This window comes from Campylobacter armoricus (assembly GCF_013372105.1).
Taxonomy (GTDB): Bacteria; Campylobacterota; Campylobacteria; order Campylobacterales; family Campylobacteraceae; genus Campylobacter_D; species Campylobacter_D armoricus.
The window spans coordinates 269040-294401 of record NZ_CP053825.1 but is presented as its reverse complement, the minus strand read 5'-3'; the positions used below and the strand labels follow the sequence as shown (position 1 = coordinate 294401).

23 protein-coding genes are annotated in these 25362 nt (G+C 27.9%); 4 read left to right on the top strand and 19 right to left on the bottom strand.

Features of this window, described 5'->3' with window-relative positions:
- Positions 1–46: 46 nt before the first annotated feature.
- Complete coding sequence (locus CARM_RS01560; RefSeq protein WP_039666620.1) at positions 47–463, top strand: helix-turn-helix domain-containing protein; 417 nt, start codon at positions 47–49, stop codon at positions 461–463.
- Between the two features lie 230 nt (positions 464–693).
- Here CARM_RS01560 and CARM_RS01555 read toward each other — a convergent pair whose 3' ends face one another.
- From CARM_RS01555 to lgt, 6 genes are all read right to left on the bottom strand, one after another.
- Entirely contained in the window at positions 694–2511 is a 1818-nt protein-coding gene (locus tag CARM_RS01555) for a dynamin family protein (RefSeq protein WP_139424466.1), read from the bottom strand.
- A complete protein-coding gene (locus CARM_RS01550) occupies positions 2501–4726 on the bottom strand; it encodes a dynamin family protein (protein ID WP_139424464.1) in 2226 nt (741 codons plus the stop codon). Before CARM_RS01550 ends, CARM_RS01555 begins: the two co-directional genes overlap by 11 nt.
- Entirely contained in the window at positions 4704–5429 is a 726-nt protein-coding gene (locus CARM_RS01545) for a fumarate reductase iron-sulfur subunit (RefSeq protein ID WP_139424462.1), read from the bottom strand. The genes CARM_RS01550 and CARM_RS01545 overlap by 23 nt, the downstream gene beginning before the upstream one ends.
- Complete coding sequence (locus tag CARM_RS01540) at positions 5422–7413, bottom strand: fumarate reductase flavoprotein subunit (protein ID WP_139424460.1); 1992 nt, start codon at positions 7411–7413, stop codon at positions 5422–5424. Before CARM_RS01540 ends, CARM_RS01545 begins: the two co-directional genes overlap by 8 nt.
- Positions 7397–8176 (bottom strand): fumarate reductase cytochrome b subunit, encoded by a 780-nt coding sequence (locus tag CARM_RS01535; protein ID WP_139424458.1) that lies wholly within the window; start codon positions 8174–8176, stop codon positions 7397–7399. Before CARM_RS01535 ends, CARM_RS01540 begins: the two co-directional genes overlap by 17 nt.
- A gap of 79 nt (positions 8177–8255) precedes the next feature.
- Positions 8256–9071 carry a prolipoprotein diacylglyceryl transferase gene (lgt, locus tag CARM_RS01530; protein WP_139424456.1) on the bottom strand — a complete coding sequence of 272 codons (816 nt, stop codon included), beginning with the start codon at positions 9069–9071 and terminating at the stop codon, positions 8256–8258.
- Positions 9072–9143: 72 nt separating this feature from the next.
- Here lgt and CARM_RS01525 point away from each other — a divergent pair, with 72 nt between their 5' ends.
- Positions 9144–9950, top strand: coding sequence for a hypothetical protein (locus CARM_RS01525; RefSeq protein WP_139424454.1), 807 nt, complete (start codon positions 9144–9146; stop codon positions 9948–9950).
- Here the strand turns inward: CARM_RS01525 and CARM_RS01520 are convergent.
- The 6 genes from CARM_RS01520 to CARM_RS01495 are packed head-to-tail and all read right to left on the bottom strand — an operon-like array spanning position 9937 to position 14128.
- On the bottom strand, positions 9937–10479 hold the full coding sequence (locus CARM_RS01520; protein WP_139424452.1) for a hypothetical protein: 543 nt from the start codon (positions 10477–10479) through the stop codon (positions 9937–9939). The two genes, CARM_RS01525 and CARM_RS01520, sit on opposite strands and share 14 nt — an antisense overlap.
- Positions 10466–11017 (bottom strand): hypothetical protein, encoded by a 552-nt coding sequence (locus CARM_RS01515; RefSeq protein WP_139424450.1) that lies wholly within the window; start codon positions 11015–11017, stop codon positions 10466–10468. The genes CARM_RS01520 and CARM_RS01515 overlap by 14 nt, the downstream gene beginning before the upstream one ends.
- Entirely contained in the window at positions 11014–11979 is a 966-nt protein-coding gene (locus tag CARM_RS01510; RefSeq protein ID WP_139424448.1) for a hypothetical protein, read from the bottom strand. The genes CARM_RS01515 and CARM_RS01510 overlap by 4 nt, the downstream gene beginning before the upstream one ends.
- A gap of 4 nt (positions 11980–11983) precedes the next feature.
- Positions 11984–12607, bottom strand: coding sequence for a lysophospholipid acyltransferase family protein (locus CARM_RS01505; RefSeq protein WP_139424447.1), 624 nt, complete (start codon positions 12605–12607; stop codon positions 11984–11986).
- Complete coding sequence (miaB, locus tag CARM_RS01500) at positions 12591–13889, bottom strand: tRNA (N6-isopentenyl adenosine(37)-C2)-methylthiotransferase MiaB (RefSeq protein WP_139424445.1); 1299 nt, start codon at positions 13887–13889, stop codon at positions 12591–12593. The genes CARM_RS01505 and miaB overlap by 17 nt, the downstream gene beginning before the upstream one ends.
- Positions 13886–14128: an HP0268 family nuclease gene (locus tag CARM_RS01495; RefSeq protein ID WP_139424443.1), complete on the bottom strand. Its 243-nt coding sequence runs from the start codon at positions 14126–14128 to the stop codon at positions 13886–13888. Before CARM_RS01495 ends, miaB begins: the two co-directional genes overlap by 4 nt.
- A 123-nt stretch (positions 14129–14251) precedes the next feature.
- On the opposite strand from CARM_RS01495, the gene nusA reads away from it, so the two are divergent.
- Positions 14252–15343 (top strand): transcription termination factor NusA, encoded by a 1092-nt coding sequence (gene nusA, locus CARM_RS01490; RefSeq protein ID WP_139424441.1) that lies wholly within the window; start codon positions 14252–14254, stop codon positions 15341–15343.
- Here the strand turns inward: nusA and CARM_RS01485 are convergent.
- From CARM_RS01485 to CARM_RS01475, 3 genes are read right to left on the bottom strand one after another with little or no spacing between them, the layout of a single operon-like run.
- Entirely contained in the window at positions 15340–15693 is a 354-nt protein-coding gene (locus CARM_RS01485) for a M14 family metallopeptidase (protein WP_139424439.1), read from the bottom strand. The genes nusA and CARM_RS01485 overlap by 4 nt on opposite strands.
- Positions 15694–15695: 2 nt before the next feature.
- A complete protein-coding gene (locus CARM_RS01480; protein WP_139424437.1) occupies positions 15696–17063 on the bottom strand; it encodes a cytochrome P450 in 1368 nt (455 codons plus the stop codon).
- Between the two features lie 9 nt (positions 17064–17072).
- Positions 17073–18209 (bottom strand): DUF829 domain-containing protein, encoded by a 1137-nt coding sequence (locus CARM_RS01475; protein WP_139424435.1) that lies wholly within the window; start codon positions 18207–18209, stop codon positions 17073–17075.
- 164 nt (positions 18210–18373) lie between these two features.
- Between CARM_RS01475 and CARM_RS01470 the strand changes: the two genes are divergently transcribed.
- On the top strand, positions 18374–19909 hold the full coding sequence (locus tag CARM_RS01470) for an SGNH/GDSL hydrolase family protein (RefSeq protein WP_176300985.1): 1536 nt from the start codon (positions 18374–18376) through the stop codon (positions 19907–19909).
- On the opposite strand, the gene kpsS is transcribed toward CARM_RS01470, so the two are convergent.
- The 4 genes from kpsS to cysC form a co-directional block, all read right to left on the bottom strand.
- On the bottom strand, positions 19906–21084 hold the full coding sequence (gene kpsS, locus CARM_RS01465; protein WP_139424433.1) for a capsule polysaccharide modification protein KpsS: 1179 nt from the start codon (positions 21082–21084) through the stop codon (positions 19906–19908). The genes CARM_RS01470 and kpsS overlap by 4 nt on opposite strands.
- Entirely contained in the window at positions 21081–23108 is a 2028-nt protein-coding gene (locus CARM_RS01460) for a capsular polysaccharide biosynthesis protein (protein ID WP_139424431.1), read from the bottom strand. The genes kpsS and CARM_RS01460 overlap by 4 nt, the downstream gene beginning before the upstream one ends.
- A 62-nt stretch (positions 23109–23170) precedes the next feature.
- Entirely contained in the window at positions 23171–24778 is a 1608-nt protein-coding gene (locus CARM_RS08410) for a hypothetical protein (RefSeq protein WP_244948520.1), read from the bottom strand.
- On the bottom strand, positions 24775–25359 hold the full coding sequence (gene cysC, locus CARM_RS01450; protein ID WP_139424429.1) for an adenylyl-sulfate kinase: 585 nt from the start codon (positions 25357–25359) through the stop codon (positions 24775–24777). The genes CARM_RS08410 and cysC overlap by 4 nt, the downstream gene beginning before the upstream one ends.
- Positions 25360–25362 lie beyond the last annotated feature (3 nt).

Here is a 25362-nt window from a genome sequence, read left to right as displayed (position 1 = left end):
AAATTAGCTTAAAATTACAGATAAACTATAGATTAAAAGTAAGAAAATGAAAGTTGTCAATAGAATTAATGAAATTTTAAAAGAAAAAAATATTAGCAAAAAAGAATTGGCTAATCGCTTGATAAATTTAGGAATGAGAGCGAATAAAACAGGAGAAATTCCTACACTTTCAAGTATTTATGCTTACTTAAATGGAAATATTGACATAAAAGCAGATATGATACCTTTTATTGCTGATGCTTTAGGGGTTTTTGAGCAAGAGCTTTTCAGTGATAAAAAAGAAGAAAATTTTAAAATTGTCCGCAAACTTTATAAAAACAAAATTTCTCATCAAAATTATAGCAATCTCTTAGAACTTCTAGAATTTCTTTCGCCAAAGAATTTAGAAATTTTAGAAGAAATTTTACTTCAAAATAAAGCAAAAAGTTTAGAAATCAGCTCTTTGCTTAGAAAAAATCTTTAGTCCATTTCCGTTTATTCACTGCAAATAAAGATAAATATAAAAACATTTTTTGCCAAATAAAGCAAAAAGACTTTAGCAAACTTTAAAGTTAAAAAAATTAATACAAGATTACATAACTTTCCACAAAATACCACAAAAACTAAGTCTTTGCATACTTTTATAACAAATGATGTAGTAAAACTCTCAAATAGATAATTTTATAAAATCTTAAAAAATATTATTAGAAACTTTTAAAGTTTAGAAATTTGAGATTTGATACTAGAAATCATTGATTTTTTAGCATCAAATTCACTTTTTAAATTTGAAATAAATTGCTTTTTAACTTCTATAAATTCAGCAAAGTTTTGTATATAATTTTTATAAATTTTTAAAACCACAGGCTTATTTAAAAGCAAATCTTCAAACTCATATACATTAAGCTCGGTTAATACTCTTTGATGAACTTCACTCGCTTTTGGGTGATACAAGCTAAACTCTGCACTATCCAGCTCATAAAATTCTCTACTTGCATTTATTTTAGCGCTAAAAAATCCTAAAGCTAGCTTAGTAGCACTTTCATAATTTGCCAAAGCTTTTAAATTAAGTTTTTCTAAAAATAAATCAAGTTCAAGCTGACTTTTAAATAATAATTGTTTAAAGTCTTTTACAAAAAGTTCTTCGCTAGCACTAGCAAAGCTTCTAAAGCTAGCAAATTCTTTTTCACTTTCTAATGCATTTTCTTTTTGTAAATTTGAAAATTGAGCCTTAAAAAGCAAAATTTGCTCTTCTAAATTAGTAAAAAATAACGAAAAATCATCTTTAATTTGACTAAACTCTAAAGCGATTTCATTTTTTAGCTTTTTAAATTCTTTATTCATTGCTTCAGAGTTATAAAACATAGCTAAAAATGCATCATCACTTGAAAGATATGGTGCTTTATAAACGACTTTCTCATAAAGATTTTTCTTAAATAAACTCTTAGCTTCTTTATAATAACTACTATCCTTTTCTTTGATAAATTTTAAAATTTCTTGGGCGATTTTTTCTCCAACAAGTTTTAATTTATCCAAACAATTATGATTTAAAATTTTGATTTTTTGCTCTAGTTTGCTTACTTCAAAAGTTTGCAAAATAGTATTAAATTTAAGCTCTAATTGCTCTAGAGCATTTTGAAACAAATCATATTGATTTGACAAAAGCTCGCATAAATTGCTAAGTTTTTCTTTGATAAAATCTTTTTTAATACGCTCATAATCAAGCCCTTTTAAATACTCATAAAGCAAAGGCAAATTTGACTTTTGTAAATCAAACTTTGCCTCTTTGCATGAAATTGCTATGATTTGTTTAAAATATTTATCAAACACTAAATGTGCATGGTTTAAAACATTTTCTAGCTCATCTTGACTTAGTTTATCTTTTTGATTAAGCACACAAATTCCACCACGCTCTAAAAGTTTAGCATTTGCTTTTATGGCATCTTCTTCGCTTTTCTTACCTGCATTATCAATCAAACTAAGCCAAATAGCACTATGCATAAAAGAAAGCTCTTTAAAAGTAGTTAGTGTATCAATATCATTTGCATTAAGTCCTGGAGTATCTATCAGGGTAATATTTTTTAAAAGCTCAATAGGCGCAAAAAGGTGCAAACTTTTGGTTTCTTTTAACTCATTTCTTTGATCACTAAATTTAGAAAGCTCACTTATATCTACAATCTCATCGCTACCATCATCATACTCAACTCTTAAAAAATATTCTTTAGCATAACGCAAAAAAGTAGGCTTAAATGTAACAGGAACCACACCTGTTGGCAAGCATTCTTTTTGCAAAATCAAATTTAAGAGTGTAGATTTACCACTAGAAAATTGCCCTATAATAGCTACATTAACAGCTTTTTTATAACTAGTAATAATCATTTCAAGATCTTTAAGAAAAGTATCGTTTAAATGCAAACTTGGTTCTAAAAAGGCATTTTTTATTGCAAGAATTTTTCCTTCAAAACTATCATCAAACCTTTTACAATAAGTGTTTTCATAAGCCTTTAAAAAATCATCAATCAAATCATTTTGCATTTAAAAGCTCCGTTTTTAAAGTCTTTAGACTTTGTAATTTTGCATTGTTTTTTTCTAAAAGTTCTTTGAAATTTTGTTCATTTTGTTCTATTTGTAAAATTAAATCCTTTAAATCTTTGATTTGTTCTTCTTGTTCTTTTTCATATAAATTTAGACTATGCTCTAAATTTGTAAAAAATTCTTGATTGTTTTTTAGTTCATTTGCTATAGTTTCTATACCAAAAGTTTGTAATTGTTTTAAAATTTGATCTTCCAATGTGGTTTGTAATTTATAAATATCTTTATTTTTCGTAATACTTTCTAAAAGATCTGATTTTAAAGCAAAAAAAATTTTATCATTAAAAATACTCTCTATTTTTGCTTCAACCTTACTTTTAAAATCATCACAACTTTGCTCTAAAATATCTTTTAAAAAACTATATTTTAAACTTAATGTATTTTTTGCCTCATTAATTTTATACTCACTTTGCTGTTTTAACTCTCTTAAAAGATCAAAAATACCATCTTTTAAAGTCGTATCAATGATGGTATTTAATCTTTGAATATTAATTTGACTTTTGTTACTCTGGATATATTTTAATTCATCTATTAATTTTTCTTTTAGCTTCTTAGCCAACAAAAGTAAAAGCATCAATATTTCTTGAGTATTCTCATCTTTTGTATTAAAAATAGCACTTAATTCTGCTTTTACTTGGTTTAACTTTTCTTTTTTCGCTTTAAAATCATCAATGATGGTTTTGCTTTGTTTATCAAGTTCAAAATTTTCATAATTTAGCATTTTATTAGAAAATTTAATTTTTTCTTCTATTTTTTCCAAATGTAATAATAATTCTTTTTTATAAGCATTTAAAGCAATTTTATTTTTATCATATAAACTTTTAGCTATATGTTCTTCTAATATTAAAATGTTGCTTTGTTCTAAATTTCCACCTCTTTTTTGATAAAAATCATTAGCCAGTTTTGAAGAAATACACACAAAATCTACATTATCTAATAATTCTTGACTCAACTGCTTTTGTGCTAAATTTTCTTTGAGCTTATTTTTAGTATAGTTAATTACTTCTTGCAAGTCTTTTTGACTAAGCAAGTCAGCCTTAGTAAGCACAATCAAAAGCTTACTTACTCTTGAAGTTAGCAAGCATTCTATAATAAAATCACAATCTTTTTGACTAAGACTTTGAGAAGCATTCATAAGATGGATTAAAAAATCAGCCTTTTTAATAAAATCCTTTGTTAAAAATTCTCTTTGAATAATGACATCATCAAGCCCTGGAGTATCAACTATATAGACATTATCTTTTAAAAAATCAAGCATAGAAAAAAGTTCTATTTTTTTAATTAGAGCTGAAATTTTATTTTTTGCACTAGTGTAATTTTTTAATCCATTAAAATCTATTTCTATACTCTTACTTTCTTGTTTAATGTATTCATCAAGTTTAAAATTTTGCTCTAGATGTTTTATAAGTTCTTGCATATCTTGATTATCTTGAGAGCTTTTTAGAATACCTTGCCATTCTTCTTCATTCCAAAAATAAATCTTGGCTATTTGATTTTGTCCATATTTTAAAATAGTCAAATTTGCAGTTTCTGGAACATTAGATACACCTAAAAAATCTTTTTTTAAAAGTGCATTTAACATACTTGATTTACCTGCATTTACTACACCAGTTACTGCGATAGAAAAATCAATATTACTAAATTTAACTAAAGCTTCTTGTAAGAGTTTTTGACCTTTTTCATCTTCATAAAGTTCTTGTAGGTTTTGATTAATATGATCTAATGTTTGATGAGAGTTTTTAACTTCTTGTTTGTAATCTTTTTGGATAACTTTTTGTCTAGATATAAAAGTATAAACTAAAGAATTATCAGTAATTTTTTGAAGTTTTTCTAAAGCCCTTAAAAGCTCATTTTTATCTAAAATTCCCAAACTAAAAGCATTAATAAAACAAACTTGTGCATATTGTATAGCATAAAGATCTAAGCGTAAATTTAAACTTTTCATCAAACTTTTAAATTCTTTTAGAGTGCTAAATCTCTCATAATTATCAAGATTAGTGCTTAAAATAATTGCTGCTTTTTGAGTATCAATTAAACTATCATCAAAAAGAGCATTTATATCAAGATATACACTATGATTTTTCCAAATTTGTTTAAGTAATGTTTTAAGAACCCCCTTTTCTTGGGGGTTAGAATTATTTGTTTCTTTGAGCGACAAGCTGTCTTCTCATGTACGCAATTTTACTTTGCAAAGGTAATTCTTTTGGACAATTATCTTCACATGCGAGCAAAGACATACAACCAAACACACCATCATCATCACCCACTAATTCATAAAAATCTTCTATAGTTCTATGATCATGCGGATCTTGTAAATATCTAGCTGTTCTTAAAAGTCCAGTCGCCGCGATAAAATCAGGTCTCATTAGTTTAGTCGCACAAGAAGCAACACAAATTCCACACTCTATACAACGATCAAGCTCAAAAGTCTCATCAGCAACTTCTGGTTCAATACGCTCTTCAAGTTTAGAAATATCAGTTTCTTTTTCATTATGAACCCAGCTTTCAACGCGTTTGCACATACCATCAAACCACTCACCTGTATTAACACTTAAATCTTTTATATGTCTAAAAGCAGGTAATGGCATAAGCTCTATAATGCCATCTGGATAATCTTTTGTTAATGTTTTACAAGCAAGTTTTGGCTTACCATTAATCATCATAGCACAGCTTCCACAAATCCCTGCTCTACATACAAAGTCAAAACTCAAATCCGCATCCATTTTTTCTCTGATTTGAGTTAAGCACACAAAAATAGTCATAAATGGAGTTTCTTCAAGCTCATAAGTAACAAAATGAGGTTTAGAAATTTTACTTAATGGATTATATTTAAATGCTCTTATTGTTAATTTTCTACTCATAATCAACTCCTATTCTTTGATTTGGTGCTTTAAATTTAGCTTGTAATTCATAAGGCATTAAAGCATTTTGAATTTCATATCTTCCTTTGCCTTCTGCTTCCATTTTTTCACGGATCGCATCTACTTCAGCTTGGCGTTTTTCACTCAATGGATTTTCAATAATATTTCCTTTAGCACCATAACCTCTAAATGCAGGTGGGATTTCCATTTTCATAATGTCAAGATCTTCATACTCAACTCTTGGCATACTTTCACCTTCTACCCAGTAAGTATTTGTTCTTTTCATCCAATTTAAATCATCTCTTTTTGGATAATCTTCTCTATAGTGTGCTCCACGGCTTTCTGTTCTTAAAAGTGCTCCATAAGCTACACATAAAGCAATTTTTAACATTCTTGGAACTCTATAAGCTTCTTCAAGCTCTGGATTTGCACATTTTAATTCTTTATCATGTACTTTTAAATCAAGTGATTTTTGATATAACTCTTCAAGTTCTTTAACCGCTTCTTCAAGACCTTGGCCTGTTCTAAAGATGGCTACTTTTTCCCACATGATGTCTTTCATTCTGTTTTTGATTTCAAATACATCGTGTTTTCCTTCTTTACTTACAAGAGATTTTAAATAATCATACTCTTTAGAAAGGAAAGATTTAACGATATTTGTATCAATATCATTACCATTTTCTTTACAATATTGTGCAAAATAATCTCCCACAATCATACCTGCAACAACGGTTTCTGAACATGAATTTCCACCCAAGCGGTTAAATCCGTGCATATCCCAGCAAGCTGCCTCACCACATGCAAAAAGACCATTTAACCATTGACTTTCACCGGTTGGTTTTGTTCTAATACCACCCATTGAATAATGCTGCATAGGTAAAACCGGTGCCCAACCTTTTGGACCCTCATCAGCAGGATCAATACCATTAAATGTTTTACAAATATCTTGAACATCACGAAGATTTTTTTCAACATGAGCACGACCAAGAATTGAAATATCAAGCCATAAGTGATCTCCATAAGGGCTTTTTACACCTTTTCCTTTTCTAATATGCTCCATCATTCTACGACTTACAACATCCCTACTTGCAAGTTCTTTTTTCTCAGGCTCATAATCTGGCATAAAACGATATCCATCAACATCTCTTAAAATACCACCATCACCTCTACAACCTTCGGTTAATAAAATACCGCTTGGGACAATTGGAGTTGGGTGAAATTGTACCGCTTCCATATTTGAAAGCCTGCAAAGTCCTGTTTCAAGTGCAATAGCAGCACCTGTTCCTTCACAAATAACAGCATTTGTTGTTTGTTTATAAATTCTACCATAGCCACCAGTTGCAATCATAGTCCCTCTAGCAACATAAGCAATCAATTCTCCATTAGTTAAATCTCTAGCAATAGCTCCTAGACATTTTTTACCATCATGGATAATTCTTACTGCTTCCATTCTATCAATGATTTTAACTTGATGTTTAATCGCTTCATTTGCTACACCATATAACATACAGTGTCCTGTTGCATCAGCAATATAGCATGTTCTCCATTTTTTAGTACCACCAAAGTCTCTTGCATTTATAAGACCATGTGCTTCTTCTTTTTCTTCAATAGTAGTTTTTTGAGCATTAATAACTACACTTCTAGGGCCTTTTGTAACTCTAGTCCATGGCACACCCCAAGCAGCAAGCTCACGAACAGCTTTTGGTGCAGTTTGGGCAAACATTCTTGCAACTTCTTGATCACAGCCCCAATCAGACCCTTTTACTGTGTCTGCAAAATGCACATCTTCATTATCTCCCTCACCTTTGATACTATTTCCTAAACTAGCTTGCATACCGCCTTGTACAGCAGCTGAGTGAGATCTTTTAACTGGACAAATACTTAATAAAGTTACACTTTGACCACTTTTTGCAACTTCAATAGCAGCTCTTAAACCTGCAAGACCACCACCAATAACTAAAGCATCACTATATTGTATATTCATATTTAGCTCCATCATAAGTTTTTACTATTTGCGCCACAGAATTATTTTGGTAATTACTAAAGCCTATTTTTGCAAAAGCAGCTAAGCTTAATACACCTAAAACCAAAAAGAAAATACTGATAAACCATTTTGCTTTTTTAAGTTTTTTACGACTTTCTTTAGCGTTTTCTCCTTCAAACCAACCCCACTTCACACAAAGTCTATAAAGACCAATACTTCCGTGTAACTCAACACAAATTAATAAAGCAATATAAAATAACCACATAAAATGGCTTACAACTCTATCGCCTGACATATCAGCACTAATTTTATCTGCATTAGTAATAACAAAAATTAGGTGTGCAGAACCTAAGAAAAACATTACAAAACCAGTCGCTGCTTGAACCCACCATAAAGATGAATCACCATGATTCATATATTTTAAATGTGTTCTACAAAGTTGATATTGTCTGAAATTAATTGGAAATTTTCTCATTGCAAGACCAGCATGAACAAAGAAAATAACCAAAACACAGGCTGCTAAGAAAGAAGTGATATAGCTCATCATAGGACTATTGATAATAAATTTTAGCTCTAAGAAATGAACCACTGAATCAAAAAAATCATCACTAACCAAAATGGTAGAAACAAAAAACATATGTGCCCACATAAACAAACCTAAAATTAAGCCTGTTGCACTTTGAATATAGTCAAGTTTTGCTGGTATTTTACTTTTTTTACCATCAATACTCTTGCCTAAAAAACCTTCAATGAGTTGGCTCATATTTACTCCTTTAAAAAAGTTGATAAGTTTTAAATATCGGAGCAATTATAAAACTTTTATTCTTAAAATAAATAAAAATTTATAAATTTCTTTTAATATTTCTTAAATAAAAAGATAAAAACACTCCTAATAAAAACATAAAAATACTTAGGATTTGCCCCATACTTAAATTTAATACAACAAAACCTATCCCAAAATCAGGTTCTCTAAAAAATTCACAAATAAAACGAGCTAGAGCATAAAAAATCGTATAATAAGCAATCAATTCCCCATTATATTTTTTATATTTTTTTATTAGTAGTAAAATGACAAAAACAGCAAAACCCTCTAAAAATGCCTCATAAAGCTGTGAAGGATGACGCAATATTCCATCAACATAAATGCCCCAAGGTATATCAGTAGCCCTACCAAATAATTCTTGATTTAAAAAATTTCCTATACGCCCAAAAATGTAGCCACATGGCACACTAATAGCTACCAAATCTAAATATTTCCATAAATTTTGTTTATTTTTTTTACAAAAAGCATAAGTGGCTATTAAAAATCCCACAACAGCACCATGATAACTCATACCTCTAATTCCTACAAATTCTCCATTATAAAAAGGATTAAATATTTGCCAAGGATGTGTAAAATACCACAAAGTATTTGGATCATAGATTAAAATATAACCTATTCTTGCGCCTAAAATAACTCCAATTTCTACCCATATAAAATAACTATCAAGCATAGCTTTTGAAATTCCCATATTGTCTTTAATAGCATAGTATTTTGCTACCATTAATGCTACAAGCAAAGCTAATACATACATAATGCCATACCAATGTACTTTTAAACCAAAAATTTCAAAAGCTACAACATCAAAATTTGCATAAATATTTTGCCAAAAATCCATAAAATACCTTTATTGTAAAATCCATAATATAGCAAAAAATTGTTATAATTATAAAAATCACAAGGAGAACATATGAGAAAAATATTATTTCTTGTAAGTGTAGTTTTATTTTTTAGTGCATGCACTAGTAATCAAAAAACTTATTATATTTCTATGCCAACTTTCAAAAGTACTTTTAAAGAACACAATATTACAAATAAAAATGCCCTAAAAGTCAAAATTTCTGATATTGAAATCATCAAAAACACATTTTATAGTTCTTATTTTGAACAATCTACTCTAAATCAAAGAATCAATAAAAGCCTAGAATTACTCAAAAATCAACTTTTAGAAGATAGTAAAACACTACTTCAAAGTAAAGGATATACCATAAATAATGAAAATCCTGATTATACTTTTAATATTATTATTAGTGCAAATTTATATGAAGATAAAGTTTCAAGAAATTCAAGTCTTGGGGGTAATAGTATTGAATCTTCTTTTATGATTATTTTAGAAGCTCAAAGCAATTTTATCAATTTAAAACAAGACCAAACATTCAATACCACAACAAGCTCTACAAAATTAAACGAACCAATAAATTTAAACTATCCCATCAAAGGTGATGCTACCATAGAAAGTTTTAGACAAGTTTATAGTGCTGTTCCAACACAAATAAATGAAAGTATCGCAGCTAGTGCTTTGGAAGTAGATAAAGTATTTGTTAGTTTTTACAAAGAAATCACATCAACTTTAAAAACAAACATAGAAGAATTCAAAGATGAACATGAAATAAATGAAGACAAACTAGAATCTCATGAAGAAAAAACTATCAATAAAACAAACACTAACGAAAATACAAGTCCTTACCAAAACAATGAAATCATTATTTTTGAATAACAGATGGAGCATAAAACACTTTGATTTTAAATTTAAGATTTATGTGTTTTCCCTCTGATTTAAATTCTACTGGAGTTGAAATTTCTATTAAATTTTTATATTTTTGTAAATCTTTTAAAAATGAATAAAAGGCTTGTGGATTTTTGATTTTTGCATTTACATTAAATTGATATTTCAAATACTCTTGTTCTATTTTAATGGGAATTAAGTTGATTTTAACATCATCAAAATAGTTTTTCATATAATCTATAAATTCTTTTTGAGAAAAATCAGTATTAATTTGCGATAAATTTTGCTTATAAGTATTTTGGAATTTTGCAATAACATTTTCTATTGCTTGTAGCTCGTTTAATGCTTTGGTATTTTGAATTTGCTGTTTTGCTAATCTTGAATACTCTATTTTATAATCTTTTAAAAAAGGGATAATTAAAAATAAAATCAATACAGCACATATAGCAACAAAAGAAAAAGAATAAATTAATATTTTTAATATATCAGCTTCTTCTAAACTTTTATCATTTTTGTTCATACATTTCCTCTGGTATAATAATATTTACACTAACAAAGCGATACCAACCATTTTCCAATTGATAATAACTTGTTTGAGAATTTGAAAAAATACTTCTTAATGGAGCTTCTAATAACAAAGCAAACATTTCTTTAGTAGGAGTAATACCTCTTATAACCAATGATCTATCTTCCATCAATACCTCCTCTAAAGAAATACTTTTAGGAACTAAAGTAAAAAGATTTTGAATACTTTTTAATAAAACTCTATTTTTGCCATTTTCTTTTTCTTGTTCAAAATCACCTAAAACAATCTCTGCTTTATTGTTTTGCTTAACTAATTCTTGGTATTTAAGTTTATTTGCATTAATTGAAGATATAATTTGAACCAATTCTTCTTTTTTATTATTAAGTTGAATTGTCGCATAATAACTTTTAAATGCAACTACTATAAAAACTATAAATATTACACCAACACTAATACCGGTAAAATAAATCCAAATACGCGTAAAAAGATTAAAAACAGGTTTTATATTTGGCTTTACAAGACTATATTTCATAATTTTAAGTCCTTTACCATAAGTTCATTCATTAAATTTAAAGTATCTACAAGCTCTACCTTTGGCTTGATAAAAAGTTCATTTTCTAAATAATCCAAAGAAGTATGGCTAAAACTCTCTTCATCAAATATAATAATTTCTTCTAAAAAGTTATTTTCATACAAGGGATTTTGGTAAAATTCTTTTACACTGGAAATGATATATTCTATCATTTTCATATCAGAACTAAAATTCTCTAAAGACTCCATAGGAATTTCTTCTTGCTCTTCTAATTCATCTATCTTCTCAAGTTCTTGACTCATTTCTTCTAAACTTTTTAAATCAAAATTTTGTTCTTCTTCATTATTATTTTCATCATCTAAATCTAAAGCAGCATACTCTTCTTTTATTTCATCTAGAAAATCTTCATCATCTTCGTAATTTTGACTAGCAATATTAAAATAACTACCAAATAAAATTGAATTATTTTTACAAATTAACATAGCAACAAAATCATGATATCTATACACATAAAGCCCAATTTTATCTCCAAATCCCTTGTTTTCCATACAATAATAAAGCAGAGAAAAAGGGGAATAAATTAAATCTAATCCCCCAAAGCTCTCATAATCTTCTTGACAAGATTGTAATGAAACACTAGAAGCATACAATAAGCTATTGTTAAACGAAACACATTTAACACTATTTTCATCTACACCAAATTTAGGTAAGTCTTTAAAATTTGAACTTGGAATTATACCTTGAGCAATAGGTGTAAAGAAAATGCTTATATAATAAATTTGAAAATCTTTGGTTAAATTTTTTACATATTCTATGGCTTTTTCTTTATCTTCAAAACTTTTTTCAAAAGTATCAATAGCTTGAGATTTTTTCCAAGTATGACATCTTATAATATATTGTTTTTCATCATAACATATACAAACCAAAAGTTGTAATATATACTTTCTAAAAAAAGATAACATAGTATTAACCTCTATCTATTTGACTTATCATATCAAATTTTTCTTTTATCAATACTTTAGCTTCTTCTAAATTTAAATTTTTTATTTTGATTTCTTCACTTAATCTATAAGTAATTTTAGAAAATGGTTTTGGTAATATCATTTTATCCCAACTTTTAAATTCCCAAAAAGAACTTGCCTCGTAATTTAACAAAAAGAGAGGGACATTTTTTTTCAAAGCAATCATTACAGAACCATCTGAAAGACTATGATATGGTCCTCTAGGACCATCTGGAGTAATAATAATATCATCACCTTGATCTAAAATTTTAAAAGCTTGTTTTAATAAAGATAAAGCACCCCTGCTGGTACTACCTCTCAAAGCATTTAAACCAAATAAAGCTATATTTCTAGCAATGATTTCTCCATCTTTGTGGTGCGAAATCATCACATAAGCTTTTTTACCTTTAATACCCATTTTACGATATGCAAATGGCATCAAAGCAAGACGCCCGTGCCAAAAAAGTATCACACAAGGTTTTTGTGATAATTCTTTTCCCAAATAAACTTTTTTACAAGTTAAAAAAACTAGCCATTGTAATAAAAAAATTCCAAAAGCTAGAAGATTAATCTTAAAAGATTTCACCATTTAACACCATACGCCTAGGATTGGTGATTTTAACTTTTTTCATTTGTCCTAATAATTCTTCACTTCCTTTTACTTGAATTAAAAAATTATTATCACTTCTACCCGCTACAAAACCATCACTTCTTAACTCTTCAAATAAAACTTTAAATTCCTTATCTTTTTGTTTTGCAACGATTTCATCTAAAATTTCTGTATGCCTAGCTTGCAAAATACTCAAACGCTTTGAAGCTATATCATCAGGAATTTGATTTGGCATAGTTGCTGCTTTAGTTAGTGGTCTTTTAGAATATTTAAACGAAAACATTTGCTCAAATCTTACTTTTTCAAGCACATCTAAAGTATCTTCGAAGTCTTTATCACTCTCACCTGGAAAAGCTACTATCACATCAGTGGAAATACTCACATCCTTACACATAGAACGAAGCTTTAAGGCTCTATCTAAATACCATTCTTTAGTATAACCTCTCTTCATAGCTTTTAAAATTTCACTCGAACCACTTTGCAAAGGCATATGCATTGATTTACATACTTTAGGATTTTTAGAAAAAACTTCTAAGAATCTATCATCCATATGTAAAGGATGAGGGCTTGTAAAACGAATTCGTTCTAAACCTTCAATTTCACTTAATTTTTCCAAAAGATCTGAAAAATTAATCTTCTCGTGTGTATTGGAAAATCTTTTACCATAATTATTAACATTTTGTCCTAATAAAAAAATTTCTTTAGCACCATTTGAAACTGCTTTTAAGGCTTCATTTTTAATAATCTCAAAAGGTATAGAAATTTCATCACCTCTTGTATGAGGTACTATACAATAAGTACAATGCTTATCACAACCTATGGAAATATTAACATAAGTTTTATAAAGACTATTTCTAAAATCTGCAAAAGCATAATTACTCTCATCAAAATCTATATCATTGCCTAAAAATTTTGGAGTATTTATAGCTTTTGTAATTTTAGAAACATTTCTAGCTCCTAAAACAAAATCCACATTAGGAGCACGCTTAAAAATCTCATCTCCTAAATGAGAAGCAGTACATCCACAAACTCCTATTTTTGCACCATTTTTTTTAATTTTTTCAAAACTTCCAACTTCTGAAAAAAGTTTATGTACAGGTTTTTCACGCACTGAACAAGTATTGATTAAAATTAAATCTGCTTCTTTGGCATCTTGAGTTAATTCATAATTTTCTTTTTCTTTAAGTTCAGCTATCATGTGCTCTGAATCTCTAACATTCATAGCACAACCTAAAGTTTGTATAAAAAGCTTTTTACTCAAAGAATATGTACCTCATACATAAAATCTGCATCATCTAAACCATATTTAATTGTTCTATGATAAACACATTTTCCTTTTTTTTCAAAATGCTCCACTAAAGCAATTAATTGTTTATGAGCATTATCTTTATCAAAATAAAAAAATTTTTGACCTTCTTTATCTACAGCCTTTTCAATGTTTTCTAAACTTATACTTTTTGGCTTTTCATCAACAGAGGTTCTTGCTATTTTTAAATCCATAATCATCATCCTCAAGCTTTTTTAATCTGAAATTATAGCAAATTTTACTTTTAATTAAACTTATTAAAGATATAATTTTATTCTTCAAAAATAAAAATCCAAAATTAAGGTTGTATTGTCATTATGGAAAAAATCACAGATATAATTGAATCCATTGCTAATGAAAAAAATTTACAAATAGAAGATGTAAGGGAAAGAGTTAAAAAAGCACTTATCAATACTGCTAAGAAAATTTATGGTGATAAATATGAATTTTTTGTTGATTCAAGTAAAAATTTACAACTCTATCAAAAAATCATCGTAGTAGCTGACAATGATGAAAGATTAAAAAATGAAAATGAACATTTTATTGCTCTAAGTAAAGCAAAAGCTGAGGTTAAAGATGTAGAGATTGGTGATGAGCTAACTTATGAGTGTTCTTTAGAAAATTTAGGTCGCACTGCAGTAAATACTTTGCATAAAGAATTAGAATATAACATCCAAAAACTTTTAGAAGAAAAAATCTATGAAAAATATCAAAAAATGGTAGGACATATGGTTTTTGGTAGTGTAGTAAGAGTAGATAGCGAAGAAAATACTTATGTAGAAATTGATGAATTTCGTGCATATTTACCAAGAAAAAACCGCATTAAAGGTGAAAAATTTAAAGTTGGTGATGTGATTAAAGCTGTTATTAGACATGTGTATATTGATAAATCAGGAATAAGAATGGAACTTAGTAGAACTAGTCCTAAATTTTTAGAAGCTCTATTAAAAGCTGAAGTTCCTGAAATTAAAGATGGGCTTATTAGTATTTATGCAAGTGCTAGAATTCCGGGTGAAAGAGCAAAAATTATATTACAAACTAATAGTTCTAGTATCGATGCAGTAGGTGCTACTGTAGGTATAAAAGGAGTTAGAATCAATGCTGTAAGTAAAGAATTAAAAAATGAAAATATTGACTGCATTGAGTATTCTAATGAAATGGCAATTTTAATCACTAGAAGTTTAGCTCCAGCAATTATAAATTCTGTTAGTATTGAAGATAAAAAAGCTATTGTAACGCTAAATAGTGAGCAAAAAAGCAAAGCCATAGGGAAAAGTGGGATTAATATACGCTTAGCTAGCATGCTTCTTGGATATGAAATAGAACTAAACGAAATAAACAATGAAGATAAAACAGCTAACCAAGAAGAAGCATTTAAAAACCTTAAAGCTTTATTTGGAGAAAACTAAAGTTGCTTACCGACTGTTTGCTCGGTAAGTTTTTTTTCCAATACCAAATCAACTATAGCTTGTTCTCTTTTATTGGCCTTTTGACAATGATCTTTATCGAAAAAATCTGTAATTTTAATAACTATTTTTGCCCATCTTTTATGACGCTCTCTCCAAGCATGTGAAGATAAAGACTCCCAAGCATAACCATTAAACAAAGTCGCATTAACAAAATGATCAAGCGCTCTCACACCCTGTCTAACTCTAGCAGGATTTCCAAAAGTACCTACTATAACTATAAAAAGATAGCTAATTACAGCCAAAGGAACAATAGCGCAAAGTAGTATGGTTCCTGCTAATTTTTCTTTCATTTTTACCTTTTGATAAATCTTATATTCATACCATTTGCTGATCTTATAGTAAGCCTTCCTACAATATCAGGTACAAAATTTTCTTCTAATTCTAACTTATAAGTCCTTAAAATATTTGCTAAAATTAAAATTGCTTCTTGCATAGCAAAACCTTGCCCTATACAAATACGCTCTCCCATACCAAAAGGCATATAAGTATCTTTTTTAATTTTACTTTTATCTTCATGACGACTTGGATCGAATTCATGAGGATTTTCCCAAAAACTATCATGTCTATGGATAAGCCAAGGAGCTACCACTACACCTGAACCTTTTTTAATAAGTTTATCTCTCATTTTACTTTCATTTCTTGCTTCTCTAGCAAAAAATCCCACAGGAGGATAAAGTCTTAAGCTTTCTTTGAAAATATTAGTCAGATATTTCATAGATTTAATATGCTCTATGGTAAATTTTTCATCACCTGCAACTTGCATAATCTCTTCATAAGCTTTTTGTTGTTCATTTGGAGACATACTCAAAATATACAATGTCCAAGTAAGTGAGCTTGCGGTAGTTTCATGACCTGCTAAGAAAAGCATGGCAACTTGATCTAAAATTTCATCAAAAGAAAATCTTTCATTAGTATCTGCATCTACCACCATAAGCAAAGAAGATAAAATATCTTCGTATTTTCCTTGATCATTTAAAGCATTTTCATATCTTGGTTTGATAATATCAGATAAAACCTTGCGTATAACTCCACCTGCCTTAAGTCTTTTTCTCTCACCTAAAAGATTTGAAAGCCAAGTTGGAAAACGAAACATTCTTCGCATAGCTGTTTTAACCGTTTGTTCTTGCACAGTTACAAAAGCATCTAAAACAATTTTGCCTTTTTGCTCGTCAAGTTTTGATGACATGATAGTTCTAAAAATCACATCAGCAGTTACAAAAGTCATAGCTTCATCTACTTCTATAATCGCTTTATCTTCATACTTTGCAAATCTAGCCATCATATCAGAAGCTGCCTCACTCATCAAACCAAAAACCTTAGAAATCCTTGTCATTTCAAAAGAAGGTCTTAAAAGCTCTCTTTGTTTTTCCCATACTCTACCATTTGTAGTAAAAATACTAACACCCAAAAGCGGTTCAAGTAATTCATGTAAAAGTTGGCTTTTTGGATATTCTCTTACCTCATCAACCATAATGCGTCTTACTTCTTTTGGATCATTTACCACATAAAGATCAAAACCAGGCATTTGGACTCTACCCATCATCATTTTATAGCTTCTTTCATATAATCCATCAAGCCAAGATCTTCTTTTGAATAAAAAAGTCGTAAGAGTGGAAGCTTTATTTTTATAAGGCTTTGGATGAAAAGGACATTGACCCATAATTTTCTCCTATCTAATTTTTTCTTCTAATTTATTTTTACCTACAATAAATTCAAAAAAATTATATATTCCTTGAATTTGTGTAGCAAATAAATATAAAAAATGTGCTTTGTATTTATCTTTTTTGATTTTTTTATAATCTTTACTTTTATATAAGGTATGAAATTTAGCCGAAAAGTACTTTGGACTAAATTTAGCTTTTACTCCACTTGTGCGTATAAAATCAATTTGTGCAAAACAAGCACCATCAATAATAGAAGTAAAATCATACCATATTAAATTTTTACTTCCCAAATACTCCAAGTCTTTTCTAAACTCATGTGATTTTTTCTGATAACTCACTAGTGGAATACACTCTCCTAAAGTGAGTATTTTTAAATTTGAGAAATCAATATTTTCTTGTTCGCATTTTTTTAGCACTTTGGTCAAAACATTAATACACAAAATCGTTCCTACACTATGAGCTATTAAAATTAATTCATAATCTTTTTCTTTAGAATGAGTTTTTAAATTTTCAAAAATTGTTTGAGAAAATTCTTGCATTCTTTGTTCTAATTGACCCTGTCTATTTTTTTCCCAATTTGCACAAAAAGAACAAATTCTAGCTATCCAAAAAACAGCTAGTTTTTTTCCTAATCTATAAAACATTTTTGGTAAAAGCACCATGCTCAAAATAAAAGCTATAATTGCTAAAACAATATGAAAATTTTGTAAATAAAATAAACTTCCAAAAGCAAAAAATAAAGTAAAAATCAAACTCAAAAACACATAAAAAAACGGATAATAGCCTGTGATGAGTTGATGTGGGGATTCTTTGCCAAATTTTAAAAAAAGTCCTGTGATGGTATAAATTCTAAAAAAACTATAACAATCACTCAAAGCATCTTTTATACCTTCTGACCAGTTTTTCTTGACTATATCATTCCAACTTAAAAAAGTATAAGTAGTATTTGTATATGGAGTTTGAATTTGCCAAAATGGATAAGTATTTTCTTTTACTTTAGCTTTTGATAAAGTATAATCATAAGCTAAAAATTCATTTTGCAAAGAAAGGTTTTTTTTAAACATAGTATAGTAGTGCCTATACCCCCTAGGATCATAACCAGCTATATAAAAAACATCTCTTTTTTGACACAATTTATCCATTAAAATCCCAAATAAACTCAAAATGAATTTAAAAATATAGCTAAAGTTGTTATCTTTGTCAAATGCTTATTTAAAGGCAAAATGAGGTGTTTTTACTCTGAAATTATTCATTAAAAAATATTTTGTAAAATTAATATAAATTTATAATAATAAAGAAAGAAATTATGGATGTAATCTTACTAGGTGGTAGTAATAGTGTAGTTAAAAATGGACTCCGAGTAGGTCTTGAAAATAAAAACATCAAACTACATAACTACGCTTTAGGACTTAGTACTTCTTTGCAAAATCTTTATGAATTAATACGCCACAAAGAAAATATAAATAAAAGCACTTATATCATCAGCGAATCAAATATCAATGATTATTTAAACCCAATGAGTTTAAATATTATACTTAGAAATATTGACTATTTTTATGAAGAACTTTACAAAACAAATAAAATCACCATAGTGCTTATACTCCCCATACCAGCTTATAATGATAAATCAAAAGCTATCAATGAAGCCCACAGGAAAAATTGTGCTTATTATGGGTTTAATCTAATCGATATAGATCTTTACTATCAAAAAAATAATCTTTATGATTTTGATCAAAATTACAAATTTCATCCTATGCCACTAGCAATGCAAGAGCTTGGTAAAAATATTATAAAAAATTTACATACTTTTAAAAAATCCAAAGAAAATATCATTTGTTCAAAAAGAAAATTTTATATCTTTACACCATCAAATTTAACTAAAATAGAGCATAAAAACTCATTTTTTTGTGAGCAAGTTGTAAAAATCAAAGCTAATGAAAAAGTCTTTTTTCCAAAAGAGCTAAAAGATTATCAAATTTTAGGCATACACACTTGGAATCAAACCAATCTAACAACCCACACTATATCATCTATAAATATTGAAAACTCATCTTTTAAATTAGTAAAAAATTTTGGGCTTATCAATACTTTTCAAGATATACAAAATGAAAAAGCAATTTGTGATGATAAAACTTTTTTATATGTTAATACACAAATTACCAAACAAAGCGAAGAAAGTTTAGGTTTAAGTTCAGCAAATGAAAAAACACTTAGACTTGATTATGTAGATTTAATAGGAATTCTACTTGTAAAAAAGGAAGTAGTAAAAAATGAATACACAATTACCCCCCCCCACCACCACTACTACTACTACCATATTATAAATACTAATGAAATTTTAATTCCACCTATCGTATTTTATAAAGAATTAGCGTTAGAATACCATGAGCTAACTAAACTTGATACACAAACATTTTTACAAAGTCAAAATCATAATCTTTTATGCTTTTTAAATCACAAGGGTTTAAAAAATGAATATGAAATATTTATCCATCAAAATAATCAGCTTTATGGAGCTAGTTTAAGGATAAAGGAAAGATTAAGTTATAAGCTTGGAGAAGCTATCATAAAAAATAGCCAAAGTTATCTAGGTTACTTTAAAATACCTTTTGAATTAAGAAAAGTTAAAAAAGAACATTTTAAAAATCAAAAAGATCAAAAAAATCTACCATCTCTAAAAGCCTATGCAGACTATAAACACGCTCAAATAGCCAAAACACATTTACCCTATCTTTTAGGCAATGCGCTTTTACAAGCTTCAAGAACCCCTTTTAAAATAGGCTATCTTAGCCTACCCTTTAAACTTAGAAAGATTGCTAAAAATTATAAAAAGAAATTTTAGTCTAAACTAGTATTTTTAAAAAAATTTCCATTGATTTGAGTTTTATATATCACATAATTTCTAAATTTAGTATGTAAAACTATGTCAGGTTTATATGCTCTACATTCTTTCCAAAAAGTATGCAAGCTTTTTTGATAAGTTAAGCCTTCTATATCATAAAATGCTTTTCCCATAACTTTTAAAGGACTATTGTGATATAAAGCAGAAAGACCTACTGTGCTATTTATGACTATTGTGCCTCTTGCATTAATCAAAAGCGTGGGCAAATGCAAATCATGTATATACAAAATTCTACCTTCAACATTGTATTTTAAACTCAAATCTTCTATAAGCTTAGTATAATCCCTATAGCCACGATCCATAGGATGATGCTTAAAAACTAAATAAGACTTTGCTTTAGCATGATTAGCAAAAGAAATAATCACTTCTTCTATAAATTTTTCTATGCTTTTTTTATAATGATGCGAAAGTTGTGTATCATTATGCACTTGCAAAATAGCTAAAAAATACTTTTGTTTTAATGAAAGAATTTTTTCATTTAAATTTTTTTCTGTGATTTTGTATTTGTTTTTTCTATATACTGAGCAAAACCAAGGTAAAAAATCAAATAATTTTAAACTTCTATGGTGTAAGGAATTATTAAAATACCAGGAAAATAAAAAAGCAAAAAACCAGTATAAAAATGAAGCAAAAGCCATATTTCTAAAAGTGTTTGAAAAAGTTTTAAATTTAAAATCTTTGTTAAATTTTTTCTGACTTAGATAAAATTCTTTTTCTCTTGGTAGGGTCGAGTTTGCATTCACTCCATCTTTTTCAAAAGTAATGAAATTTGGTCTTATATAACCTTCTTCAAAAATCCATACCTCAATACCCATTTGCTTAGCTACATTAATGGCTATCTCATGAACTTTTCTACAATCATTATACATCAAGACAACTTGAATTTGTTTTTCTTCAAAAAGCTTTTTATAAAAGTCTTCAAGTTTAGCTAAACTTTTAGTGTAATTAATGCTTTTAAAAGGATAAAAGAAAAAATCTCCACCATTAAAATTTACTTTATAAACCTTAGCTTTTGGTATTTTTGTAGAAATTTTACGAAAAAAACTTCCCACAGGTCCTTGGAGCAATAAAACATTTTTACCAGAAAATTTTTTTAACTTTTTACTTAAATTCATCTAATCAAAATAAATTCTATTAATCTTCTTATTTTTCTTAATATATAAATTCTTATATCTATAAACCAACGCAAATAAAATTTAAAAAAATAATCTTTTTGCATTTTTAGCATTATATCTAACGCAAGCTCAACTTCACATAAAATTTTACTTTTTGGATGAATATATCTTGGATAAAGAATCAAAACTCCTGCTGCAAGCTCTTCTAGGTTAAGTTTTCTTGTGCGTCTTGGAATTTGATGTAAATCCGTAGTCAAACCCCAACCTGCATAAAAAGGCTTGCCATACACTACCACTTTTTTACCACGCAAAAGAGCATCAAAACCACTTGTGGAGGTTATAGTATGTACTTCATCACAAGCATTTATGGCACTATCTATACTGACATTTTCTATAATTTCATCACAATATTTTAAAATAATGTTTTTATCTTTTAAACCCTTGCGATTACCGCTTAAAACATCAGGGTGAGGTTTAAAAACTATAAAGACTTTTTCATTTGCCTCTCTTACACTTTGTAAAAGTTTTAAAGTATCAAACCCTGCACCACCTAAGATCATAGAAGCATCATCTTCCACCTGAGCAGGGATTAAAATAACTTTTTTACTTGTGTTGAAATTTAATCTTTCATGTTTTAGGCCATTGTACTTTGAAAATTTATTTTTTGTGATAGTGGCGATGAGTTTTTTAGCTCTTTGCTTCAAACTTTCATCAAATTCATAATTTTGTAAAATATCTTCTAAATCACTTGGCTTGCTTGGATCTATATACAAACCTTTACTATCTACTATCAAAGAAAAAGGGCGTGTGAGATCTGAACCCAAAAAAACTGAGCGCAAGAAGCCATCTTCTACTAGAAATATTTCATTGCTAAAATCTTTTACTAATAAAGCCTTGTCGTATTTTTTACCCCAGATAAAAATTTTATCTTTAGGTTTTAGATGGACTTTATAAAGCTCATCTAGTGAGTTTAAAAAAATGATTTTATTATTTTTGGCTTTAAAAAATGGCTTCATAAACCAACGCTTCCACAAAGTAAAACCTAAAAAATATAAAGTATTTGAATTAGCTTGTTCTATCTTTTTATACTTTGCTAGGGTATGAATAGTATCAAAAATATCACTTTTTTGTTTTAGATAAGGATTAAAATATTCACTATATAAAATATAAGTGGCGTAAAACATTTCTTCTAAGCTTCTTTTTTTTAGCCTTCTTTTACACTCTAACTTATCTTGTGTCAAACCCCATCCTGCATAAAATGGCATACCATAACATACACATTCTCTTCCTAGCATCAATGCTTCAAAACCCATACCAGAAGTCTTGGTATAAACTTTTTTAAAATAACTTAGTAATTCTATGGGATTATAATTTTCTTTTAAAATCACATACCTACTTGGTAAATCCTGTACATTAAAATCACTTTGCTTTTTGCCACTTAGTACATCAGGATGAATTTTAATGTATATTTTAGCACTTGGATTTTCTTCAATAGCCTCATTTATAATATCTTGAGTTGAAAAACTATCAGCTAAACCAAATTTTAACGAAGCATCATTTGCTACTTGAGTGATGATTAATACGCGTTCTTCATTAGCACCAAAAAGCTCTTTTGGCACGCAAAGATTATTATTATACTTGCTAAGTTTTTCTTTTTTTATAAACTCTATAGCTTTTTTTGCTTGCTCTAATTCTTCAGTACTAAACTCATAAGTATTTAAAATATTTTCAAGTTTAGATGGAGCACTTGCATCGTAATAAATTCCCACATCATCTTTGACAATAGAAAAACTCGGACTATTTTCTACACCTAAATTTAGCGAGCGTAAAAAGCCATCCTCTAAAAGCAAAAATTTTACATTATGCTTTTTAGCTAATGCTATGGCTTTTAAACCTGACTTTTTTCTACCCCAACCTACAAAAACATCTTCTTTAATAATGTTTTTGTAGGTATGATACAAAGTTATATTATAAAAATTTTTAATATTTTTCTTTAGTTTTTTGGATGTGGTGTAAAATTTCATAATTTCTCTTTATATTATCAAATAGAGATTATATCAAATTTTTCTATTCTTAAATTCTTTCTTCAATTTCCTAATTTCAAACAGCAACTTGATATACCCCCCCCATACCAAGTTTTATTAGCTTGTATAAGAGCTTGGCCTAATTTATAAGTTAAACATTCTTTTTCTTTTAAAGCTTCTTTGTAATCAAGATAAGATTCTAATGGAGGTAATTTTAAAGAAGGATCTTTTTTTATTTTTTCTTGGTAGATTTTTTGTTCTTGTTTATGTTTGTCTTTTATATAAGATAATACAAAAGGCATTCTTATATAACCTAGTAAAGATTTAGAATTTGTTATCATAGCTTGACCTAGCTTATAAGAAAGTTGGTTTTGAATTCTTGTTTTAGCTGTGCCATATTTGGTTTGGAAAGATAGTTTAGATTGAATTTGATTGAGCTGGGTTGATTTTTCTTGTATATTATTTTTCAATTGGTTGATTTGATTTATATTAGAATTTATAATATTATCTTTTTCTTTTATAGTATTACTAAAAGTATTATTAGAAGTTTGATATTGTATTAATTTTGTTTCATTATCTTTTATGGTTGTTTGCAAGGATTTTACTTGAGTAGTTTGTTCAATAATAATTTTATCTTTATTTTGAATAATATTAGTTTTATCTATAATAATTTGATTTTTAGTTTTAACAATATCAGCTATAAATTCAGCTATTTTATCCCAATATTCTGGTTTCATTTCTTTAAGTTCATAATTTTCTTTATATTTGGTTAAATCTTTTTTAGGAAATAAACTCTTTTTGTGAGAAAAAAATTCTTTTCTTACCCATTCATTTGATTCTTCAAAATAATTTATATAAGACTCTATTATTTTTTTAGATGGTTTGTATTGTAATAAAATTTCTTTTGAATCAAAATATTTTTCAGAATAATTTTGAACAAATGAATTTATTTGACTATACTCAAAAGACAATTTATTAATTCTCTTAAACAACTCCATTCCTAATAAATCCATACTTTTATTTTGTTTTATAGGTACAGTAAAATCATTATTCCACTCTAAGCCTATAGCATGAACAAAATCTTTTAACAGATCTCCTTGATAAAATTCATTTTTATCAAATAGTCTTACTATCATATTTTCTTTGCCAAAAACTTCAGAGTAGCATTTACATATAAATTGATAATCGAAAATATGTCTCTTAAAATATTTCCAAGGAAATACATCAAAAGGTGAAGTATAATTTTCTTTAACACTCTGTGATGCCATAGATAATGTAAAATCATAAATATTTCTTAAATATACTATTATATATACTTTATTGAACCCTAAATTATCAAATATTCCTTTTAAAATCTTAATTTTTTTTACATCATCGACCCACCAAGTTAATCCTTCTGTTGAAAATAAAAAAGATTTATTTGGATGATTTAATATTTCTAGTGATAATTTTCTGAAAACATCGGAATATTCTATTATTTTATGAAATGAGTCTATATTTTGGTAAATTTCAAAACATAGATTAACAAGCTCCCAATGTTGATATAAAGATTCTATAGAAAGTGGGTAAATTATATTTTTTGATTCAAGCAATCTAGTATTTTGAGTTAAAAAATATTGTATAGTTGTGGTTCCTGTTTTTGGAGTTCCTATATGTACATAAGCAGTCATTTAACTTTCCTATCTAAAAATTTCAAAATCATATCTGCATTCTCATTAAGATCTTCTTTTATTATATGTATATGCGGATTTTTAGGTTTTTCATAAGGGCTATCTATACCTGTGAAATTTTTAATCTCTCCATTTCTTGCTTTTCTATAAAGTCCTTTTGGATCTCTTTTTTCACAAATTTCCAAAGGTGTATCAACAAATATTTCTATATATTTATCCTCATCTAAAAGTTCTTTTATAAGTTTTCTATCTTTTTCAAAAGGCGATATAAAAGCACAAAGCACTATCATGCCAGCATCTACAAAAAGCTTACATACTTCTCCTACGCGTCTTATGTTTTCTACTCTTGAAGCTTCATCAAAACCCAAATCTTTATTAAGTCCATGGCGTACATTATCCCCATCTAAAAGATAAGTATGAAAACCTTGCTCAAAAAGTTTTTTTTCAACCGCATTTGCCAAAGTAGATTTACCACTACCACTAAGCCCGCTAAACCATAAAACACATGGTTTTTGATTTTTAAGTTTAGCTCTTTGGGCTTTTGTAATGCTACTTGCATGCCAAGTTAAATTTTTACTCATTTT

Excerpts from the sequence above, each read along its gene's own strand:
- CARM_RS01560 (WP_039666620.1), top strand. The coding sequence starts at position 47 with ATGAAAGTTGTCAATAGAATTAATGAAATTTTAAAAGAAAAAAATATT.
- CARM_RS01555 (WP_139424466.1), bottom strand. The coding sequence starts at position 2,511 with ATGCAAAATGATTTGATTGATGATTTTTTAAAGGCTTATGAAAACACT.
- CARM_RS01545 (WP_139424462.1), bottom strand. The coding sequence starts at position 5,429 with ATGAGTAGAAAATTAACAATAAGAGCATTTAAATATAATCCATTAAGT.
- CARM_RS01540 (WP_139424460.1), bottom strand. The coding sequence starts at position 7,413 with ATGAATATACAATATAGTGATGCTTTAGTTATTGGTGGTGGTCTTGCA.
- CARM_RS01535 (WP_139424458.1), bottom strand. The coding sequence starts at position 8,176 with ATGAGCCAACTCATTGAAGGTTTTTTAGGCAAGAGTATTGATGGTAAA.
- lgt (WP_139424456.1), bottom strand. The coding sequence starts at position 9,071 with ATGGATTTTTGGCAAAATATTTATGCAAATTTTGATGTTGTAGCTTTT.
- CARM_RS01525 (WP_139424454.1), top strand. The coding sequence starts at position 9,144 with ATGAGAAAAATATTATTTCTTGTAAGTGTAGTTTTATTTTTTAGTGCA.
- CARM_RS01520 (WP_139424452.1), bottom strand. The coding sequence starts at position 10,479 with ATGAACAAAAATGATAAAAGTTTAGAAGAAGCTGATATATTAAAAATA.
- CARM_RS01515 (WP_139424450.1), bottom strand. The coding sequence starts at position 11,017 with ATGAAATATAGTCTTGTAAAGCCAAATATAAAACCTGTTTTTAATCTT.
- CARM_RS01510 (WP_139424448.1), bottom strand. The coding sequence starts at position 11,979 with ATGTTATCTTTTTTTAGAAAGTATATATTACAACTTTTGGTTTGTATA.
- CARM_RS01505 (WP_139424447.1), bottom strand. The coding sequence starts at position 12,607 with ATGGTGAAATCTTTTAAGATTAATCTTCTAGCTTTTGGAATTTTTTTA.
- CARM_RS01495 (WP_139424443.1), bottom strand. The coding sequence starts at position 14,128 with ATGGATTTAAAAATAGCAAGAACCTCTGTTGATGAAAAGCCAAAAAGT.
- nusA (WP_139424441.1), top strand. The coding sequence starts at position 14,252 with ATGGAAAAAATCACAGATATAATTGAATCCATTGCTAATGAAAAAAAT.
- CARM_RS01485 (WP_139424439.1), bottom strand. The coding sequence starts at position 15,693 with ATGAAAGAAAAATTAGCAGGAACCATACTACTTTGCGCTATTGTTCCT.
- CARM_RS01480 (WP_139424437.1), bottom strand. The coding sequence starts at position 17,063 with ATGGGTCAATGTCCTTTTCATCCAAAGCCTTATAAAAATAAAGCTTCC.
- CARM_RS01475 (WP_139424435.1), bottom strand. The coding sequence starts at position 18,209 with ATGGATAAATTGTGTCAAAAAAGAGATGTTTTTTATATAGCTGGTTAT.
- CARM_RS01470 (WP_176300985.1), top strand. The coding sequence starts at position 18,374 with ATGGATGTAATCTTACTAGGTGGTAGTAATAGTGTAGTTAAAAATGGA.
- kpsS (WP_139424433.1), bottom strand. The coding sequence starts at position 21,084 with ATGAATTTAAGTAAAAAGTTAAAAAAATTTTCTGGTAAAAATGTTTTA.
- CARM_RS01460 (WP_139424431.1), bottom strand. The coding sequence starts at position 23,108 with ATGAAATTTTACACCACATCCAAAAAACTAAAGAAAAATATTAAAAAT.
- CARM_RS08410 (WP_244948520.1), bottom strand. The coding sequence starts at position 24,778 with ATGACTGCTTATGTACATATAGGAACTCCAAAAACAGGAACCACAACT.
- cysC (WP_139424429.1), bottom strand. The coding sequence starts at position 25,359 with ATGAGTAAAAATTTAACTTGGCATGCAAGTAGCATTACAAAAGCCCAA.